Annotated in this window: 15 protein-coding genes; 9 read left to right on the plus strand and 6 right to left on the minus strand. The window is 73.0% G+C overall.

Features of this window, described 5'->3' with window-relative positions; translation table 11 throughout:
• The first annotated feature begins 167 nt into the window (after positions 1 to 167).
• Positions 168 to 944, plus strand: a complete 777-nt coding sequence (locus tag WMF27_RS07775) for a hypothetical protein (RefSeq protein ID WP_437944057.1) — start codon at positions 168 to 170, stop codon at positions 942 to 944.
• A gap of 58 nt (positions 945 to 1002) precedes the next feature.
• The gene (locus WMF27_RS07780; protein ID WP_437769554.1) at positions 1003 to 1167 is read left to right on the plus strand and encodes an ArsR family transcriptional regulator; all 165 of its coding nucleotides are present in this window, start codon (positions 1003 to 1005) and stop codon (positions 1165 to 1167) included.
• Between the two features lie 16 nt (positions 1168 to 1183).
• On the opposite strand, the gene WMF27_RS07785 is transcribed toward WMF27_RS07780, so the two are convergent.
• From WMF27_RS07785 to WMF27_RS07795, 3 genes are all read right to left on the minus strand, one after another.
• Positions 1184 to 2170: an NAD(P)-dependent alcohol dehydrogenase gene (locus WMF27_RS07785; protein WP_437769553.1), complete on the minus strand. Its 987-nt coding sequence runs from the start codon at positions 2168 to 2170 to the stop codon at positions 1184 to 1186.
• A 203-nt stretch (positions 2171 to 2373) separates the two neighbouring features.
• Positions 2374 to 3366: a helix-turn-helix transcriptional regulator gene (locus tag WMF27_RS07790; protein ID WP_437944058.1), complete on the minus strand. Its 993-nt coding sequence runs from the start codon at positions 3364 to 3366 to the stop codon at positions 2374 to 2376.
• A 636-nt stretch (positions 3367 to 4002) separates the two neighbouring features.
• Positions 4003 to 4965 (minus strand): amidohydrolase family protein, encoded by a 963-nt coding sequence (locus tag WMF27_RS07795; protein ID WP_437769551.1) that lies wholly within the window; start codon positions 4963 to 4965, stop codon positions 4003 to 4005.
• A gap of 404 nt (positions 4966 to 5369) precedes the next feature.
• Between WMF27_RS07795 and WMF27_RS07800 the strand changes: the two genes are divergently transcribed.
• The 6 genes from WMF27_RS07800 (at position 5370) to WMF27_RS07825 (ending at position 13268) form a co-directional block, all read left to right on the plus strand.
• A complete protein-coding gene (locus tag WMF27_RS07800) occupies positions 5370 to 6446 on the plus strand; it encodes a glycosyltransferase family 2 protein (RefSeq protein ID WP_437769550.1) in 1077 nt (358 codons plus the stop codon).
• Positions 6447 to 6548: 102 nt separating this feature from the next.
• On the plus strand, positions 6549 to 7187 hold the full coding sequence (locus WMF27_RS07805; RefSeq protein WP_437769549.1) for a methylthioribulose 1-phosphate dehydratase: 639 nt from the start codon (positions 6549 to 6551) through the stop codon (positions 7185 to 7187).
• A complete protein-coding gene (locus WMF27_RS07810) occupies positions 7184 to 7726 on the plus strand; it encodes a 1,2-dihydroxy-3-keto-5-methylthiopentene dioxygenase (protein WP_437769548.1) in 543 nt (180 codons plus the stop codon). Before WMF27_RS07805 ends, WMF27_RS07810 begins: the two co-directional genes overlap by 4 nt.
• 2 nt (positions 7727 to 7728) lie before the next feature.
• Positions 7729 to 8427: an acireductone synthase gene (mtnC, locus tag WMF27_RS07815; protein ID WP_437769547.1), complete on the plus strand. Its 699-nt coding sequence runs from the start codon at positions 7729 to 7731 to the stop codon at positions 8425 to 8427.
• A gap of 63 nt (positions 8428 to 8490) precedes the next feature.
• On the plus strand, positions 8491 to 12396 hold the full coding sequence (locus WMF27_RS07820) for a protein kinase domain-containing protein (RefSeq protein ID WP_437769546.1): 3906 nt from the start codon (positions 8491 to 8493) through the stop codon (positions 12394 to 12396).
• Positions 12397 to 12683: 287 nt separating this feature from the next.
• Entirely contained in the window at positions 12684 to 13268 is a 585-nt protein-coding gene (locus WMF27_RS07825) for an O-methyltransferase (RefSeq protein ID WP_437769545.1), read from the plus strand.
• Positions 13269 to 13319: 51 nt separating this feature from the next.
• On the opposite strand, the gene WMF27_RS07830 is transcribed toward WMF27_RS07825, so the two are convergent.
• The 3 genes from WMF27_RS07830 to WMF27_RS07840 form a co-directional block, all read right to left on the minus strand.
• Positions 13320 to 15143, minus strand: a complete 1824-nt coding sequence (locus WMF27_RS07830) for a prolipoprotein diacylglyceryl transferase (protein ID WP_437769544.1) — start codon at positions 15141 to 15143, stop codon at positions 13320 to 13322.
• Positions 15140 to 16540 (minus strand): hypothetical protein, encoded by a 1401-nt coding sequence (locus WMF27_RS07835; protein WP_437769543.1) that lies wholly within the window; start codon positions 16538 to 16540, stop codon positions 15140 to 15142. Before WMF27_RS07835 ends, WMF27_RS07830 begins: the two co-directional genes overlap by 4 nt.
• 241 nt (positions 16541 to 16781) lie before the next feature.
• Positions 16782 to 17642 carry an NAD(P)H-binding protein gene (locus WMF27_RS07840; RefSeq protein WP_437769542.1) on the minus strand — a complete coding sequence of 287 codons (861 nt, stop codon included), beginning with the start codon at positions 17640 to 17642 and terminating at the stop codon, positions 16782 to 16784.
• Positions 17643 to 17815: 173 nt separating this feature from the next.
• On the opposite strand from WMF27_RS07840, the gene WMF27_RS07845 reads away from it, so the two are divergent.
• Positions 17816 to 18754 (plus strand): LysR substrate-binding domain-containing protein, encoded by a 939-nt coding sequence (locus tag WMF27_RS07845; protein WP_437769541.1) that lies wholly within the window; start codon positions 17816 to 17818, stop codon positions 18752 to 18754.
• The last annotated feature ends 31 nt before the right edge of the window (positions 18755 to 18785 follow it).

Below are 18785 nucleotides of genomic sequence, written 5' to 3' on the forward strand. Positions count from 1 at the left end.
TACGGCACCTCGGGTGGCAGCTCAACGACTGCGCCCGCCTCGCGACGGGCAAGGTCGTCTGCTGGGGCAGCGATGGCTCCTCCTCGCACGCCGAGCCGGTCGAGGTGCCCGGGCTCGACGATGCGATCCTCGAGCCCAGGCGAGGTCTGAGGTAGGCTTCCCCGCTCATGAGCCTGCTGCTCTCGATGACCTCTTGCCCCAACTGCGGCGCGCCGCTCTCCGTCGAGCCGGGGCTGCGCAACGTCATCTGCATCTTCTGCAACACGAGTCTCTTCGTCGAGCGGCCCGCCACCGACGCCGCCGTCGCGCAAATCAGGGCGCAGAGCGTCTCGAAGGACGACATCGAGCGCGTCAAGCAGCTGCTCGTCGACGGCAAGCGCGACGAGGCCATTGCCCACTATGCGCGGGCAGCGTCCGTGTCCAGAGACGAAGCCGAGCGGGCCGTGGAGAGCGTGTTCCTCTCGGCCTACTGGACGCTCGTCCGTCACATGCCGATCAACGGCTTCGGCTTCTTCCTCCACGCGGTCTTCGTCTTCGGGGGCGCCGGGATCGCCGCCTGGGCCGCAACACAGGCAGTCGAGTCGCCGGCGTACCTGGCGCTCGTCGCGGCGGGGGGCCTCTTCGCGATTCTACAGCTCGCGCGGTTCCTGCGGCACCTCGCCTCCACCCTGGTCGCATCGTTCGGCTCCCTCGGCCGCGGGCGCGTCCTCCGTTGCTCGGTGGTGCGGGAGTTCGTGAAACAAAATGGCTTCCTCGTCGTGGTCGTCTTCGAGGTCGTCCCCGACGACGGCAGTCCGGCCTTCGTCGACCAGGAGACCCTCCTCGCCGGCGAGGAGTCTCTCCGGAAGCTCTCGCCGGGCAACGTCGTCCGCGTGCGCTTCGATGGCGCTCGCAAGCGCGTCTTCCCGACCACCCCCGTCACCGTGCTGGCGACGGGGGTCTGACGCGGGGCGATCGCCGAAGAGCCGCACGGGGTACGGGCGCGGCCTGCAGCACCTCGGCGTGCTGGAGAAGGCCGAGCTCGTGATCATCCAGCGGGAGGGACGCCATCGCTGGAACTACCTGAACGTGCTCCTCATCAAGCGGATCCACGACCGGTGGATCAGCCCCTACGCCACCGCCGCGGTCGATCTCCTCGATCGGCTGAAGCGCGATCTGGAGACGTGACGCGGGAGGCCCCGCGTCACGACGGCGGGACGACGGCGGTGGCGGGCGTAACCACCACCTTCCCCCGCGCGCGACGGCTCTCCAGATAGCGGACCGCCTCCGGTACCCGGCTCAAGGGATAACGCCGATCGAGCACCGGCCTGACCGTGCCCGCTTCGATCAGCTTCGTCAGGGCGATGAGATCGGCGGCGCTCGGACGCGACGCGTGCGCCTTCATCGCCTTCGACCCGGACCATCGCCCCAGGAGCGCGACCCGCAGAAACGCCCCGGTGGTTCCTCCGACGAGCACGTACGTGCCGCCATCGCGGAGCACGCGCCGGTAGTCCGAGACGGATCGGTAAGCCGCCGCGTCCACGATCAGGTCGTACTCGTGCCCGCTCCGGGTGACGTCCGCGCGCGTGTAGTCGACGACGTGATCGGCGCCCAGCGACCGCACCAGATCGAGGTTCCTGGTGCTGCACACCCCTGTCACCTCCGCGTTCAGGGCCTTCGCGATCTGGACAGCGAACGTCCCCACCCCTCCGGAAGCGCCGTTGACGAGCACCCGCTGCCCGGCCCGAGCCCGCCCGCAGTCGCGGAGCGCCTGGAGCGCAGCCAACGCCGCCAAGGGGACGGCCGCAGCTTCCTCGAAGCTCACGTTCGACGGCTTCGGGGCCAGCGCCTGCTCCGACGTGCAGACGTATTCCGCAAAGCCTCCCCACCCGTGAGCGGACAGATCCCCGAACACCTCGTCGCCCACCCGGAACCGGGTCACGTTCTTCCCCACCGCCTCCACCCGACCGGCGATGTCGGCGCCGGGCACCCGGTGCTTCGGCGCGAAGAGCCCGAAGCCGAGAAACCGAAGGAAGAACGGATCCGCCCGCATCATGTGCCAGTCGGCCGCGTTCACCGACGCGGCCTCGATCCGCACGAGCACACCGTCGTCCTTGAGCGCGGGCATGGGGATCTCCTCAAGCCGCAGGTTGTCCGCCGAACCGTATTCGTACTGAACAATCGCCTTCATCGCATTCTCCCGGGGCGAGCCCCTTCGCCGCCCGCTGCGATGGTGGTTCCGGACGCCGCACGCCGCCGCTCCACGCAGGAGCCTTTCAGCTCCCAGCGGGAGGACCGTGCCTCGAGCCGGCCCCTGGCAGCGCCTACCCCTCGCGGCGATGCTCCCCGCGCGCCCCTCGCCGTCCGCGGCAGCGAGCGTCGCCCCCAGGGCGCTCAGCCCACCGTCGACGGGGGCACGCCGAACCGCTTGCGGAACGCGGCCGCGAACTTGCTCGGGTTCTCGTACCCCACCCGCTGCGCCACCTCGGTCACGTTGCACGCCCGCTGGCGCAACAGGCGATGGGCCTCTTCCAGCCGGTGGTTCCGGAGGTACGCGAAGACCGGCGCGCCGAAGAGCGCGCGGAACCCCGCCTTGAGCTTCACCTCGTTCAGGCCGGCGTGCCGGGCGAGCTCCGGGAGCGTCGGCGGGTCCACCATGCGCGCCAGCAGGGCGTGCCGCGCCCGCTCGAGCCGCGCGATGTCGTGCTGCGAGAGGAGCGGCGACGCTGCGCTCTCGCTCTCCTCCAGCTGATCGACCATGGCCGCCATCAGCTCGAGCCCCTTGGCCTCCAGGTGGAGTTGCCGGGAGAGACCCCTGGCGTCGCAGGCCAGGATCTCGTCGAGCAGCCGGTACAGGGTCGGCGACATGGCGTGCGTCGCGCGCGGGTAACCCCCGGTGTGGGCCACGATCCGCTCGAGGGGCGCAGGCAGGACCTGCGAGCCCAGGAGCTCGCGGAGCCGCCATGCGTCGATGGTGAGGCAGAGGCTGTCCTGATCCTGACCGAGGGTCGACTCGTCCCATTCGCACACGAGCTTCAGCGGCCTCTTCACCTGGCCGATGCGGAATGTCCCGCCCCCGAGGAGAAAGCCGTCTCCCTCGCTGCTCCTCACCCGCATGTGCGGTCCCCGCGACAGGACGAACTCCAGCCCCGTCGGCGCGTGGTCGATGACCATCCCCGACGCCCACGCCCACCGGTACCGGGTGGCGGAGAGGGAGATGCCGGAGCGCAGCGTGGAGGCGCTGATGAGGCCCGTGTTGCCCTGCAGGTCCCAGCGCACCTGGCGCTCGAACGGGGTGGGCGTCTCGATGGGTGCGGCGCCCTGGAGGATCCCCGCCGCGAACGTCTCGAGATCGCGCTCGCTTCCCTCGATCCTCATTGCCTCCATGCGGACGTTTTAGCACGCGCCGCGCCCGGCTGGCTGCCGGCGAGGGACCAGCTCACCCTCGGTCCTCGGGCGATGCGCTGACACGTCGCGACCGCGTGGGCGCCCGGGCGCTCACGGGGGAGCCTGCCGGTGCTGGATGGCGTGCTCGGCCGCCATCGTATACCGGCGGTTCTCGGCCTCGTCGGGATCGAGCCCGAGCTCGCCATAGAGATACGCCATGGCCAGCGCCCCGCAGGCTGTGGAGTGAAAGCGGCCCCTTAGATGCATAGATAAATTATTGATATAGCGTCGTTTTCCCAGGAGGCCGGATCGCATAGGCTTCTCTATGTCAACCAACGCGTGCAGCGTGGCCGTACGGTGGGACCGGTGATGCCGCGGGCCCTTCACCGCGGGCGATGCGGCGGAAGAGGGCGCCCCGCTCGGCCACACCGGAGCCGACCTCGGCGGCGAAGCAGGCGGAAACTACGAAAATCGCTGCTGTTTCCAGCGACCACTCGCTATCGACCCGTTTCTCTGGCGGGATTTCTGACATGCGGAACGATGGAGCCATCGCTCATCTCGCGCTCCGGCGCGATCCTGTTGAAGCGGTCGGAACCGAACGTCCCTGAGCGTCAGCGAAGGACACCGCGGCCCCGCCTACCTGCGCAGGAGGCGCCCCTGCCGGGTCTTGCTCGTCAGCGCGCCGTCCTGCGCCACCACCTCGCCGGTGATCAGGACGGCGCGGATCCCCGACGGCGGCGCGCCGGCCCGCCGCGGCGTCGTGTTGTCCGCCACCGTGGTCGGATCGAACACGACGAGATCCGCCCAGTGCCCGGGCACGATGCGCCCCACGTCGCGGAGCCCGATCCGCTCGGCGGGCAGCGAGGTCATCCGGCGCACGGCCTCCTCGAGCCGGAACAGGCCGACGTCGCGGCTGTAGTGGCCGAGCACCCGCGGGAACGTGCCGAACGACGCCGGGTTGTGCTGGCCGCGCCGGGTGAGGATCGCGTCGGTCTCGAACGCGCAGAGCGGGTGCGAGAGCACGGCCCGGAGCGGCTCGTCGTGCGCATCGACGCCCGAGTACGTGTTCAGGAGGACGCGCGCCTTGCCGTCGCTCACGCGGCTCGGGGGAGCGGCGCTGTTGCCCATGACCGCCTGCCGGAGCGTGCCGTGGCCGACCAGGAGCGCCGCATTGACGAGCAGCCCGCCGGCCTCGAGGGCCGCCAGCAGCTCGCCCATCGAGCGCCACCGGTAGGCGAGCGCTCCGTCCTTCAGGATCTCCGCGGAGTGCTCCACCAGCGGAATCGACGCCTCGGTGACCGGGGCAGGGGAATGACCGCAATTGCCCGCGACCACGGTCGTGATGCCCTGGGCGACCATCGGCGCGAGGACGTCCTCGTGGTCGGGCAGCGCGAGGAGCCAGTCGACGTGCGAGTGGATGTCGATGAAGCCGGGCGCGACGGCGAGCCCGCTGGCGTCGAGCGCCCGCCCTCCCGCGAGCGCGCCTGGCCCGGCGATCGCGGCGATCTTGCCGTTCTGGATCCCCAGGTCCGCCACGTAGCGAGGCTGGCCGCTGCCGTCGAGGATCGTCCCCCGCGAGATCATGAGATCGAAGTCCATCTGCACGCCTCCTCGAGAAGCTCTTTTGCCGGCCACGCGGGGCCGTGGGAAGCCCGCCGAACCGGGGCATGGCCGTGGTGCGGAGCATGAGCTCCGCGCGGGCCGCGCGCCCCTCGATCCAGGCTCCGTGGCGCTCGCGCCCCGGCGGCCGCGCCCTTCGAGCCGCTGCCCCGCCAGCATGAGGCCGGGCGCTCGTCCGGTCGCGCTCGCGCCGCGCGCCCCTCGCATGAGCCCGCCGGTGTGCAGCCCGAGCCCAGCGGCCTGCCCCGGCCGGGTCCAGGCCGCGTCGCGCAGTGCAGTTCGCTCCGGGCGACCCGGCGAGATCGCCTGGCCCCGCGATTGTATCCGCGGCTGTCGCAGTCCTGCTGCGGGTCGACTCGACCCGCGAGAGACCGGGGGAGTCCATGGATCGAACAGCGAGCGCGCCTCGAGGCGGGCGTCTCTCTCTGCGCCCGCTCGCCGAGCGGCCGCGGTGCAGCATCGTCATTCCCTGTTACAACGAGGAGCGCTACATCGAGGACGTCCTCCGCTGCGCCCTCGAGCAGCGTTATCCTCCAGAGCTCCTCGAGATCTTCGTGGTCGACGGCGGCTCGACCGACAGGACACAAGAGCTCGTCGGCCGCGTCGCGGCGGAGGATCCACGGGTGGTGCTCCTCCACAACCCCGACCGGATCCAGGCCGCCGCGATGAACATCGGCATTCGCCGGGCGCGAGGTGAGGTGATCGTCCGGATGGACGCCCACGCCGACTACGCCGGCGACTACGTGGCTGCGTCGGTCGCGGCGCTCCGGAGGACCGGCGCCCTCAACGCGGGCGGCGCGGCGCGGCCGCGCCACCGGAACGGCTTTCAGCGGGCGCTCTGCGCCGCGCTCTCGAGCCCCCTCGGCGTGGGCGGCTCGGCGTACCGGGATCCGTCGCGCGAGGGGTTCGTCGAGTCGGTGTTCAACGGGGCTTTCCGTCGCGAGGCGTTCGAGATCGCCGGCCTCTACGACCCGGCCGCCGTCACCAACGAGGACGCCGAGCTGAACCAGCGCATCATCGAGGCTGGCGGCGCGGTCTACCTGTCCCGGGAGATCGTCGCCTATTACTACCCCCGGTCGTCGTTCGCCGCGCTCTTTCGGCAGTATTTCGCGTACGGCAAGGGGCGCGCGCGCACGCTGCTGTGCCGCCGCAGGTTCCTGTCGCTCCGGCCGGCGCTGCCGTTCTGCATGGTGACGGCCGGAGCGTGGCTCGCGCTCGCGTCAGCGCTCGCGCCGGCGGTCCGCCCGGCGCTGGCGCTCGCCTCGCTCGCCTATGCCGCGCTCGTGATCGCGGAGTCGCTCCGGCTCGCGCGGCGCGCCTCGCCGCGCGATTTCCCCCTGCTCTGCGCCATCTTCCCCGCGGTGCACGCCGCGCACGGGCTCGGGTTCTGGGCCGGCCTGCTCCGCGGCGCGCGGGACGGCGCTGGCCGGCGCGAGGCCGAGCGCCTTCCGGCGCCGTGAGCGCCAGCCGCGCGGGTGATCCCCGGGTTCAGCGGCTCGGGCGCGGCTCGAACGGCGGCGCGGCGCGTTGATCGCCCGCGCTCGCTTTGGTATGTTTGCGCCGTGAGCGTACGCGGGACGTCGTTTGCATCGTTCTCCTCGGTCGCGGCCGAGCTCGTCGAGCTGTCCCGCTTTTGTCATGAGCGCGGCTGGACGCCGGCCACGAGCGGCAATTTCTCCGCCCGGCTCGGCGACGGCACCCTCGCGATCACGGCGTCCGGGCGGCCCAAGGGCGCGCTCGGCGTGTCGGACATCGTCGTCGTCAATGCGGACGGCCGCCTGACCGGGCCCTCGCCGGCCCGCCCGTCGGCCGAGACGGCGCTGCACTGCCAGCTTTACCGGCACTCCAGCGAGATCGGCGCCGTCGCGCACACCCACTCGCGGGCGGCGACGGTGCTGTCGCGCCGGTGCGCGCAGGAGGGGTACGTGACCCTCTCGGGCTACGAGGTGGCGAAGGCGCTCTCCGGGATGTCGACGCACACCGCCACGGTGCTGCTCCCGGTCTTCGTCAACACGCAGGACATCCGGAAGCTGGCGGAGGACGTCGATGCGTTCATGTCGGCGCATCCGCCCGTGTACGGCTACCTCATCGCAGGTCACGGGCTGTACACGTGGGGATCGGACATCGCGAGCACCATCCGCCACATCGAGGCCATTGAGTTCATGCTGGACTGCGCGCTGCTGGAAGGGGGGCTATCATGAGTCGATTGCGGGTTTACCGGGAGAGCGACCCGACGAGGGCCGACGAATACACGACGCTCGAGGACATCGCCCGCGTCGCCGCCGAGGCGCAGATCCGCTTCGAGCGCTGGTCCGCCGAGCGCCCGCTGCCGCCGGGGACGGCGCAGGAGCAGGTGCTCGAGGCGTACGCGGGGCCGGTGAAGCAGCTCTCCGAGGCGTGCGGGTTCGTGACGGCGGATGTCGTGTCGGTGTCGCCGGGCACGCCCAACCACGCCGAGCTCAGGCGGAAGTTCCTGGACGAGCACATCCACACCGAGGACGAGGCGCGCTTCTTCGTCGAGGGGCGAGGGCTGTTCTGCATTCATCACGGCGAGCGCGTGCTCTCGTTCCTCGTCGAGAAGGGCGATCTCATCAGCGTACCGGCCGGGACGCGGCACTGGTTCGACATGGGGCCGGAGCCCTCGTTCACCTGCATCCGGTGGTTCTCCGACCCGAAGGGGTGGGTCGCCGAGCACACCGGGTCGGACATCGCGTCGCGCTTCCCGCGGCTCGAGGCGTGAGCGTGGCGGCGCTCCCTGCGCGCGCGGTGCTCGTCGACATCGAGGGGACGACGACCGACGTGCGCTTCGTGCACGACACGCTGTTCTCCGTGGCGCGCCGGGATCTGGCCGCGTACGTCTCGGCGCACGCCGGGGGCCCGGAGGTCGAGGCCGCCCGGCGCGCGGTCGCGCGCGAGCGGGGCGAGAGCGAGCAGGCCGTGAGCGGCGGCGAGCTCGCGGCGGCGCTGCTCGCGTGGATCGACCAGGATCGCAAGGAGACGACGCTGAAGGCGCTCCAGGGCAAGATCTGGCGCAGCGCCTACGAGTCGGGGGGGCTCCGGAGCCACATCTACGCAGACGTGGAGCCGGCGCTGCGGAGATGGCGCGACCTCGGCCTGACGCTCGCCGTCTTCAGCTCCGGGTCCGTCGAGGCGCAGCAGCTCCTCTTCCGGCACACGACGGCCGGCGATCTCACCGGCCTGTTCACGGCGTTCTTCGATACGACGACCGGGCCGAAGCGAGAGGCGGGCGCTTACCAGCGGATCGCAGAGGCGCTCGGGCTGCAGCCGGGAGAGGTGCTGTTCCTGTCCGACATCGTGGCCGAGCTCGACGCGGCGGCGGCGGCGGGGATGCGCACGGTGCAGCTGCTCAGGCCGGGGACGGCGCGGGACGCGGAGAGCCGCCACGCCGTCGCGGAGCGCTTCGACGACATCGCGCCGTAGCTCGCCCGGCGGCGGCTCGTTCCGCTTGGCGCGTGAGTGATCGCCCTGACATCCTTGGCGCGCATGCTTCACGGCAGACTGCTCGCCGGCCGGTTCGAGTTGGTCGAGCTCGCGGGAACGGGAGGGATGGGTACTGTCTACCGGACCGTGGATCGCGCGAGCGGCGATGTCGTCGCCGTGAAGCTGCTCGGCGATCTCGACGCGCAGGCAGCGGCGCGCTTCGGTCACGAGGCGCGGGCGCTCGCCACGCTCGATCACCCGCACGTCGTGCGTTACGTGACGCACGGGGTGGCGCCCACCGGGGAGCCGTATCTGGCGATGGAGTGGCTCTCCGGGGAGAGCCTCTCGGCCCGGCTGTCGCGGGGACCGCTGGACGTGGAGGAGAGCGTCGCGCTCGTGCGCGCGGTGGCGGACGCGCTCGGCGCGGCGCACGCGCGCGGGATCGTCCACCGCGACATCAAGCCGAGCAACCTGTTCCTTCCGGGCGGGGCCGCCGACCGGGTGAAGGTGCTCGACTTCGGCATCGCCCGGCTCTCGGGCGCCTCGGCGCGGCTGACGCGGACGGGGGCCCTCGTGGGCACCATCGGCTACATGGCCCCCGAGCAGGCCAGCGGGGAGCGCGCGCAGCTCGACGCGCGCGCGGACGTCTTCTCGCTCGGGTGCGTGCTCTTCGAGTGCCTGACGGGTCGCCCGGCGTTTCACGGGCGGCACTTCATGACCATCCTGACCAAGCTCCTCCAGGAGGAGCCGCCGCGGGCGAGCGCGCTGCGGCCCGAGGTGCCGCAGGCGCTCGACGAGCTCCTGGCGCAGATGCTGGCCAAGCGCCCGGAGGGGCGCCCGGCCGACGGCGCGGCCGTGGTGCGCTGCCTCGACGCGCTCGGCGCCTCGACGGCGGGCGGCGCTCGCTCCGGCCTGGCCGCCGTCGAGCTCGTGACCGCCGCGGAGGTGTGGCTCTGCTCGATCGTGGCCGTCGGGCCGGCGGACGTCAGCGCGCCGGCATCGACGGAGATCGTGCCCGCCGGCCGATCGCAGCGGAGCGCTGTCGCCGCCGTCCGGCGCGAGACCTCGCCCCTCGGCGCGGTCGTGCAGGAGCTGGCCAGCGGGGCGGTGGTGGCGATCCTGGCGGCGGGGGCTGGCGCGGGCAGCGCGACCGACCAGGCGGCGATCGCGGCCCGCTGCGCGCTGCGGATCCGCGCGTCGGTCCCCGGAGCCAACGTCGTGCTGGTGACGGGGCGCGGCGACTCGACGGGACGATCGCTGCTCGGCGAGGTCCTGGACAGGGCGGCCGTGCTGCTCGACGACGCGGCGGCCCGGGGCCGCCCGGGCCGCCTCCGCGTCGCGGTCGACGCCGTGACGCGGGCCCTGCTCGACGCGCGCTTCGAGGTCGCGGAGCAGGACGGGCTCTCCTGGGTGGAGGCGGAGCGCGAGGTCGCCGACGGCGCGCGCAGGCTGCTGGGCAAGCCGAGCCCCTATGTCGGGCGCGCCCGGGAGCTGCGCAGCCTGCTCGATCTCGTGGAGGAGAGCTTCACCGAGCCGCGGGCCGCGGTGGCGCTCGTGACCGCGGCCGCGGGGGTGGGCAAATCGCGCCTGCGTCACGAGCTGGTCCAGGCGCTGCGGCCGCGCCATCCCGAGCTCGTGCTGGGCGTCGGCAGCGGGGACTCCATCGGCGCGGGCTCCGCGTTCGCGGTGCTGGCCGGGTCGCTCCGGGGCGCGCTCGGGATCGCGGCCGGCGAGGCCCCCGAGGCGCAGCGGGAGAAGCTCGCGCGGGCCGTGGGCCAGCTGTTCGCGGGGGAGCAGCAGCAGCAGCGCGTGGCCTGCTTCCTCGGCGAGCTGCTCGGCGTTCCTCTCGCCGACGGCGGGCCGATGGTGCGGGCCGCGCGGCAGGACCCGGCGCACATGGCCGACCGGATCCAGGAAGCCTACGTGGACTACGCGCGCGCCGTGACGAGCGCGCGGCCCATGCTCGTCGTCCTCGAGGATCTGCACTGGGGAGATGCGCCTTCGGTGAAAATTTTCGATCACGCGCTGCGGGCCCTCTGCGAGCGCCCCTATGCGGTGCTCGCGTTCGCGAGGCCCGAGGTCCACGAGCTCTTCCCCCGGCTCTGGATCGAGCGAGGGCTCACGCAGATCCGGCTGCGCGAGCTGTCCGCGCGGGCCGCCGAGCAGCTCGTGCGCGGCGCGCTGGGCGCGTCGGTCGCGCCGGAGACCGTGGCGGCGATCGTCGATCGGGCGGCGGGAAACGCCTTCTACCTGGAGGAGCTCGTCCGGGCCGTGGCCGAGGGGCGCGGCGGTGCGTTGCCGGAGACGGTGCTGGGCATGGTCGAGGCGCGCCTCGCGGCGCTCGATCCCGAGGTGCGGCGGCTGCTCCGGGCGGCGAGCGTATTCGGGGATGTGTCGTGGATCGGCGGCGTGAGCGCGCTCGTCGGCGCGCGCACCCTGGCGTCGGGGCCGAGCGACGCGGACGCCTGGGCGGAGCTCTTCGATCGCGAGATCCTCGAGCGCCGCCCGATCTCGCGCTTCGCGGGGCAGGAGGAGATCGCGTTCCGTCACGCGCTCCTGCGGGAGGGGGCTTACGCGATGCTCACCGAGCGCGACCGGGCGGTCGGGCACAGGCTCGCCGGGGAGTGGCTGCTCTCGGCCGGCGAGCACGATCCGATGGTGCTGGCCGAGCACTTCGCGCGGGGCGGGGATGGGCCGCGCGCGGGGGGGTTCTACCTGCGCGCCGCCACCCTGGCGCTCCACGGGGCGGACGTGCAGGCGGCGCTCGCGCGGGTGGAGAAGGGGATCGCCTGCGGGGCCGAGGGCGAGCGGCTGGCCGAGCTCCACCTGCTCCGGATGAACGCCCTCATCTGGACCGACGACGCCGCGCGCGCCCACGCGAGCGCGCTCCAGGCGCTCGAGCTCGCCGCGCCCGGGAGCCTCGTTTCCTGGCGTGCCCTGAGCGGCGCGATGTACTGCGTCGCGCTCTGCGACGAGCGGCGGGCCGTGGAGGTGTTGATCCCGCGCCTCCTGGCCGAGGAGCTCCCCGTCGACGTCCTGAGCCCGGAGCTCGCGACCCGGATCGTCTTCAGCCTGCTCTGGGACGGGAGGACGGCGCTGGCGGAGCGGATCGTGCGCCGGATCGAGCACGTCATCGCGCCGGCCGTCGAGGGCGATCTTCATGCCGCCCTCTGGATCGAGCTCACCCGCGGCTTCTGGCGCTGCCATGCGGCGCGGGACCTGTGGGGAGCGCTCCAGGCGAACCTCGCCGCCGCGCGGCGCGCCGAGTCCCTCGGCAGCGGGCTGTTCGTCCCCTGGGCGTGGATGCTGGTGGCGATCGATTACACGAGGCTCGGCGACATGGCCGCCGCCGATGGGTGCCTCGATCGCGTGCTCGCGACCGAGGGCCTGCTCGACTACGTGTTCACGACCTCGGTGTCGTGCCGGATCGTCTCGCTGCTCGAGCGGCGCAGGATCACCGAGGCGCTGGAGATGGCCGGCAGCCTGCTCCAGCACATGCTCGCGCGCGGCGATCGCAGCCGGAGCGTGATCCCGCGGCAGCTGCTCGCCGAGGGGCGGCTGCTCCTCGGCGAGCTCGCCCAGGCGGAGGAGGCGCTCTGCGCGGCGGGGGATCCGGCGGTGATGGCGCCCTTCCTCGGGGCCGTGCATCTCTCGTTGTTCGCCGAGATCCGGCTGCGGCAAGGGCGGACGGAGGAGGCCTGCGCGATGGCCGGCGAGGCGCTCGCGCTCCAGCGGCAGGCAGGCACGGTCTTCCTGCTGCGGCAGGAGGTGATCCCTGCGCTGTACGCCGAGGCGCTGCACGCGAAGGGCGACGCGGAGGCCGCGCGCGCGGTCGTCCGCGAGGAGCGCGGCGCGCTGCTCGCTCGCGCGGCCAGGATCGAGGAGCCGGCGTTCCGGAGGAGCTTTCTCGAGAACGTCTCCGCGAACGCACGGACGCTGACGCTCGCGCGGGCGTTGCTCGGGGAGTGAGCTCGGACGGCTGCAGCGGAGCCAGCGGTGGAGGGCGTGCTGCGCGGGGGGGCGGCGGGGCTGTCCCACAAACTCGCGCCTTTTGGGGGGCTATTGCCTCCTGTGCGGGAGGCGAGATCGGGGGGCGAGCGGCTGCGCTGCGGGCCGGCGCTCGGGGTTTGTGGGGGCCTGCCCCGCCGCCCCCCCCGCGCAGCACGCCCTCCACCGCTGGCTCTTTCCGGGGGGGGCCGCCAGATCGAGGTGCTGTAGAGTGACGCGCGGTTGGGCGCGTGATGAGGGATCGGGTCATGAAGGATCTGGAGAATTTGAGACCGCCTGCGGTGCTCGCGGAGATCGAGCGGGCCACCGCGGAGATCGGGTTTGCCATGGCGAGCGACAGGCAGACGGGCTCGATGCTGCGTACGCTCGCCGCCGCCAAGTCGGGCGCTTTCCTCGAGCTCGGGACCGGCACGGGCATCTCGACGTGCTGGATCCTCGATGGCATGAATGCCATTTCTACGCTCGTCTCCGTGGAGCACGACGAGAAGGTCCAGGCCGTGGCGCGCCAGCACCTCGGAGGCGACCCCCGCCTCACGCTCGAGAACATGGATGGCGAAGCCTTCTTGCGCTCTGCCCGGGGGCGGCAATTCGAGCTCGTCTTTGCCGATACATGGCCGGGCAAGTACTACGCCCTCGACGACGCGCTGAGCCTGATCAAGCCCGGCGGACTCTATGTCATCGACGACATGCTCCCTCAGCCCAACTGGCCTGATGACCACGCCCCCAAGGTGGCAGAGCTGATCGCCGCGCTCGAGCGACGCCAGGATCTCGTGCTGACCAAGCTCTGCTGGTCGTCAGGGCTCATCATCGCGACCAGGATCGGTCGCGGCTAGAGCACGGCCGCGCCCGCAAGGTCGAGAGCTTGCCGGCAGCTCCGACGGCTGTCACAGCAATCCTGCGCCGGCCCAGAGCCCGGGCTCGTACGCCACGAGCGCCTCCACGTCGTCCGAGGCGAGCACGAGGAAGCTCAGCGGAGAGAAGCCGAGGAACAGGTGGGAGGTGATCGGGAGCTGGATCCCCCACCCGAAGCGAGCGCCGAAGGCGCCCACGCTCTCGAAGTAGGGGGAGTCGAAGAAGATGCGGTGGTAGCCCGGCGTGATCCCGACCGACATCTCGACGTGCGACCCGACCCCCATCACGAGCCGGAGGGGCACGCCGACGGCGAGCTGGTTGACGTCGGTGGTCGAGACGGTCCGGAGCTCGACGCCGACCTCGAAGCGGCGCGTCTCGCTCAGGCGGAGGCGCGCGAGGACGTCGAGATCCACGGACGTCCCGTCCTTCACCGCGAAGCGCCCCGGCACGAAGTAGCCGGAGATCCCGAGCGAGAGCGCCATCCGCCGCGCGTTGGCCTCCGCCTGATGACCCTGCTCCGCGGCGGGCCCCGGCGACGTCTCCGGGGTGCGCCTCTGCGGCTGTGCGGCAGCCGCGGGCGAGGGAGGGGGGGCCGCGGAGTATCCGCCCGCGGGCGGCGGGTACGGGTAGGGCGCGGGGTATCCGCCCGAAGGCGGCGGGTACGGGTAGGGCGCGGGATACCCGCCCGCGGGCGGCGGGTACGGGTAGGGCGCGGGGTATCCGCCCGAAGGCGGCGGGTACGGGTAGGGCGCGGGATACCCGCCCGCGGGCGGCGGGTACGGGTAGGGCGCGGGGTATCCGCCCGAAGGCGGCGGGTACGGGTAGGGCGCGGGGGGCCCGCCCGCGGGGGGCGGCGCGTACGGGGGGGGCGCCGGGGTCGGCGACGGCCTCGGAGCCGGCGCGGAGCTCGTGGCCGCGGGCGTCGTTGCCTCGGGCCTTGCTGGCGCGGACGGCGCGGGGCGAGCCGGCTGGGCCGCGGCCTCGCCCGCGGCGAGGCTCAGGAAGACGAGCGCCACCAGCGCGGGCGCCACGGCGGCGGCGCGCCGCGCGCTGCGCGCCCGGCGCGCCAGCACGACGGCCGCCGCGAGCCCCAGCAGGAGCGCCAGCGAGACGAGCTGGCCGGTGCTGAGCCCCCCGTACACGCCGCGCCCGGCGTCCCCGCGGAGGAGCTCGATGAAGAACCGGCCCGCCGCGTAGAGCGCGAGCCATGTCCCGAACGCGCGCCCGTCCCGGTGCCCCCGGACGAGCCAGAGGGCGGCGATCGCGCTCGCCATCGCCCCGAGCGCGGCCTCGTAGAGCTGCGTGGGGTGCACGGGCAGGCTCGGCGCGCCGAGGGGCACCCAGCCGGCCGCCGCGTGGTCCGCCGCCGCGGGGCTGCCGGCGGGGAACCGGACGCCCAGCGCGCCCCCGGTGACGCGGCCGTAGTCGCACCCCGCGAGGAAGCACCCGGTGCGCACGCAGGCGTAGGTGATCCCGAGCCCCGGCACGAGCCGGTCGAGGAACGGGAGCACGGCCGCGCCGCGGCGGCAGAGGACCAGGCCGGCCACGGCGACGCCGGCGATGAGGCCCCCGTAGGCGGCGCGGCCGGCGTGGAGCATCGGACCCCACGAGCCCCTCGCCAGCGCCTCGGGCGCGGCGCGCAGCGCCTCGAAGACGTAGCCGCCGAGGAGCGCCGCGACGTAGCCCGAGAGGAGCGCCCGGCCCTCCACGGCCACGTCGCCCCGATCCCGGCGCACGAGCCAGAAGAACGCCGTCGCCCCGAGGAGCCCCGCGAGGGCGACCATCACCGCGTAGGACGGCGCGAGCCACGGCGGCAGGCCGTGGCGCTCGAGCCAGAGCATCACCGCCCGGTTCACGGCCGCCTCCGGATGTGCAGCAGCATGTAACCCGCGGGCAGGAGCAGCCAGAACGCGGCGCCGAGGGGCACGGGCGCGCCCGGGCGGCCTCCTCCGGGATCGCGCCGGCCGGCGCTCAGCTTGCAGCTCGAGTTGCTGCCGGTGGATGGATCGCCGTCCTTGCAGTTCTGGTCGCAGTCGCGGCAGTTCTGGTTGCAGTCGTGGCAGTTCTGGTTGCACTCGCTGCAGTTCTGGTTGCAACCCGCGACGTCCTCGTTGCAGCTGTCGCAGCCGCCTCCGCAGCTGCCGCAGTCGTCCCCGCCCGACGTGCCGCTCGGCGCGCTCGGGGTGACGGCCGGGACCGTCGGGCTGCCGTACTGGAGGCAGCGGTCGAGCACGGCCATGCAGCCCTCGTCCCCGGCGAACGCCAGCGCGCCGTCGCGCCCCGCGATCGGCAGCGCGGCGCACGCGCCGCTGCCCGCGGAGAGGACGCACTCCTTGACCCCGTTGATGCTCAGCAGCGCGAGGACGCAGAGCGCCTCGGCGTTCAGCGCCCCGCCGTTGACCCAGGAACACTCCGCCTGGGCGTCCGCGAACGTCGGGTCGGTGCGGTCGTGCTCGCACTGCCCGGCCACGGCGCAGGTGCAGACGTCCCGCACCTCGGCGGCGCACTCCGCGACGGACGAGGGGAGGTGATAGGGGTTGAAGCGCACGGATCGCGGCTCGCTCCGGGGCCACGCGGGCATCGCGGCGCCATCCGACGGGGCGGGGAGCGCGGGCGCGTCCTTGGGCGAGAGGGCGCTCAGCGCGACGAGCCACGCGGCGTTGACGTACACCGTGTGATCCTGGGCGATGACGCCCGCGGGCAGGCCGGTGACGCGGACGAGGTCCTGCGCGTCCGCGCGCCGCGCGAGCTCCGCCAGGATCTCGCCCGCCCGGCCGCCGAGCGCCGCGTCCTCCAGCGGCGCGGACTCCGGCGACGCCGGTGGCCCCGCGAGGGTGGGCACAGGTCGATCGAGCGCCCCCTGGGGCCCGCGCCCTCCCGCAACGGACGTCACCGCGCGGAGCACGAACCCGTCCTCGGACGGCTCGAGCGCGCCGAGGACGATCGCGTCCTTCCCCGCCTCGTCCCGCGCCGCGTCCGCGCTGCGGACCAGCGCGGGGACGCTCGCGATCTCCGCGCCGTCGATCGCCGTCTCGTCCCCCGGCTCGCCGTGCGCCTCCTCCAGCCGCGCCGCGAGGTCGTGCAGGACCTCGTCCGGCAAGGCGGCGAGGACCTCCGGCGCGGCGCTCAGCGCGTCGCGCAGCGGCAGGTCGTCGTACGGCGGTGTCTCCGCGCCGCACGCGCCGAGCGCCGGGAGCGCCAGCAGCGCGACAGCACGGAGGATCGCTCTCTCGATGAAGGCTTTTGTTCGCATGCCCCTCCCTCGAACCCCATCCGGCGCGCGAAGCCCGACACGGTGCGCCCTGCTCGATCGAGCGAACGCGCATCGAGCAGGCGAGGCGCCTGCGACCACGGTACCAAAAGATCTCCCGGCGAAGATCGCCGTGATCTACGGGTGACCGATGGAGCCCTGTGTGCGAGCCGGTGCTCGGTGTTCCCCCATCCGCCGGACCCATTGCGGTCGTGAGCGCCCCGCTGCATTGCGCCCCCCTGCCTCAGCGTGACAGGCGCGCCGCCAGGTAGTGACGCATGGACATCGGCGCTCGGCCGAGCAGGCGCTCCAGGGTCGGATCCACCGCGGCGAACTCGCGCTCTCGGCTCGCGGCGAACATGCCCAGGAAGAGGTCCGCCCGGTGTTCGGGGGTGCCGTGAGACACCATCTCTGCCCTGAACGCTTGATCGCTGACGGTCACCCGCGTGATCGAGCGCCCGAGGAGCTCCGAGGCGATCACCGCGATGTCCGCGAGATCGAGGGCCGCGGAGGCGGTGAGCGGCGGTGTCACCCCGTCGAGGCGCGCCTCGTCGGTCAGCGCGATCACCGCCGCGTCGGCCAGGTCGCCGTGCTCTGTCCACGAGACCGGGCCGTCTTCTGGCGCGACGAGCTTGCCCGTCTCGAGCGCCCGCTCGAGGAGCATGAGCGCGGACGCCGCATAGAACCCGTTGCGGAGCGAGGTGAAAGCGACCCCCGACCTTTGCAGCGAGGCCTCGGTGGCCGCGTGGTCGCGCATGGGTTCGAAGCGGGACGCCGGGCTCGAGCCCATGTGGCTCGTGTAGAGCACGCGGCGGGCGCCCGCCGCGCGCGCCGCTTCGAGCGCGGCTTCATGCTGGCGCACCGCGGCCTCGCCCGCGCTGTCGATGGAGACGATCAGGACATGCGAGGCGCCCTCGAAGGCGTGGCGCAGGCTCGCGGCGTCGTCGAAGGCCCCCCGGCGCACGCGGACGCTGCGCTCGGCGAGCGCGCTGGCCTGCTCCGGGTCGCGGACGCTGACGCCGAGCCGAGCGGCGGGCACGCGCTGAAGGAGCCGCTCCATGATGGCTCGGCCGAGGTGACCGTTGGCTCCAGTGACGATGATCATGACAATCTCCTCCTGCGTTCGGCGCAGCGACCCTGCGCGGTCATCCCAAAGATCACGCGGGCGCGGCGCTCCGTGCCCCGCGTGGCCCGGTGACGATGGGCTTCTTCACGTCGTCGAGCCTAGCGGCGGCCGCCGGAGCGCATTAGTGTGCCTGGAGGGAAGGGACTGTTGCCGTGGACGCACGAATCGATCTGGATCTGAACGACGCCGCGCTCCTCGTGCGCGTCGTCCGGACGCGCAGCTTCTCGGCCGCCGCCCGCGAGCGCGGCGTGCCGGTCTCCACGGTGAGCCGGCGCATCGCGCGGCTCGAGTCCGCGCTCGGTGTCCGGCTCCTCGAGCGAACCACGCGGCGGCTGGACCTGACCGAGGCCGGGCGCGCGTACTTCGGCCACGCCGAGCGGGCGATCGACGACCTCACGCAAGGCACGCATCTCGTCCGCGAGCTCCAGAGTGAGCCGCGCGGACGCGTGCGGATCGTGGCGCCGATCGCCCTCGGCGCCGCGGTGGCGAGCGTCGTCTGCACCTATCTCGCGAAGCATCCCCGCGTGTCGGTCGACCTCGAGATCGATTCACGGCGGGTCGACCTGCTCGCCGGGGGCTTTGACATCGCGATCGTCCCGGGCCACGTGGAAGACACCACCGACTTCGTGGCGCGAGAGCTCTGGCGGGCGACGCGGAAGCTGCTGTATGCGAGCCCTCGCTACCTCGAGGCGCGGGGCGTTCCCCAGCGGATCGAGGACCTCGCGCGTCACGATTGCATCGCGGTGCACGCGACGGACGGAATGGCCACATGGACGCTCGGGCAGGGGCGCCGGAGGCGACGCGTCGCCTTCGAGCCCCGCTTCTATGTGAGCGAGTCCTCCGCCGCCTACCGCGCGACGCTCGCGGGCATCGGCATCGCGATGCTCCCGGAGGTGTTCTGCGCCGAGGACGTGGCCGCGAAGCGCCTCGTCCGCGTCCTCAAGGGCTACGAGGCCGAGGCCGGCGGCGTCAGCCTCCTCTATCGCGCGCATCGCGCCCTGACGGCCGCCGTCCGGACATGCATCGACCACCTCCTCGGGGAGCTGCCGGCGACCGACCCGGCGCGCGCCGGCCGCAGCCGCCGCGAGTAGGTTGCGAAACCGATGCCGGTGTCGGCCGTAG

The sequence above is a fragment of the Sorangium sp. So ce281 genome (assembly GCF_051527395.1).
GTDB lineage: Bacteria > Myxococcota_A > Polyangia > Polyangiales > Polyangiaceae > Sorangium > Sorangium cellulosum_B.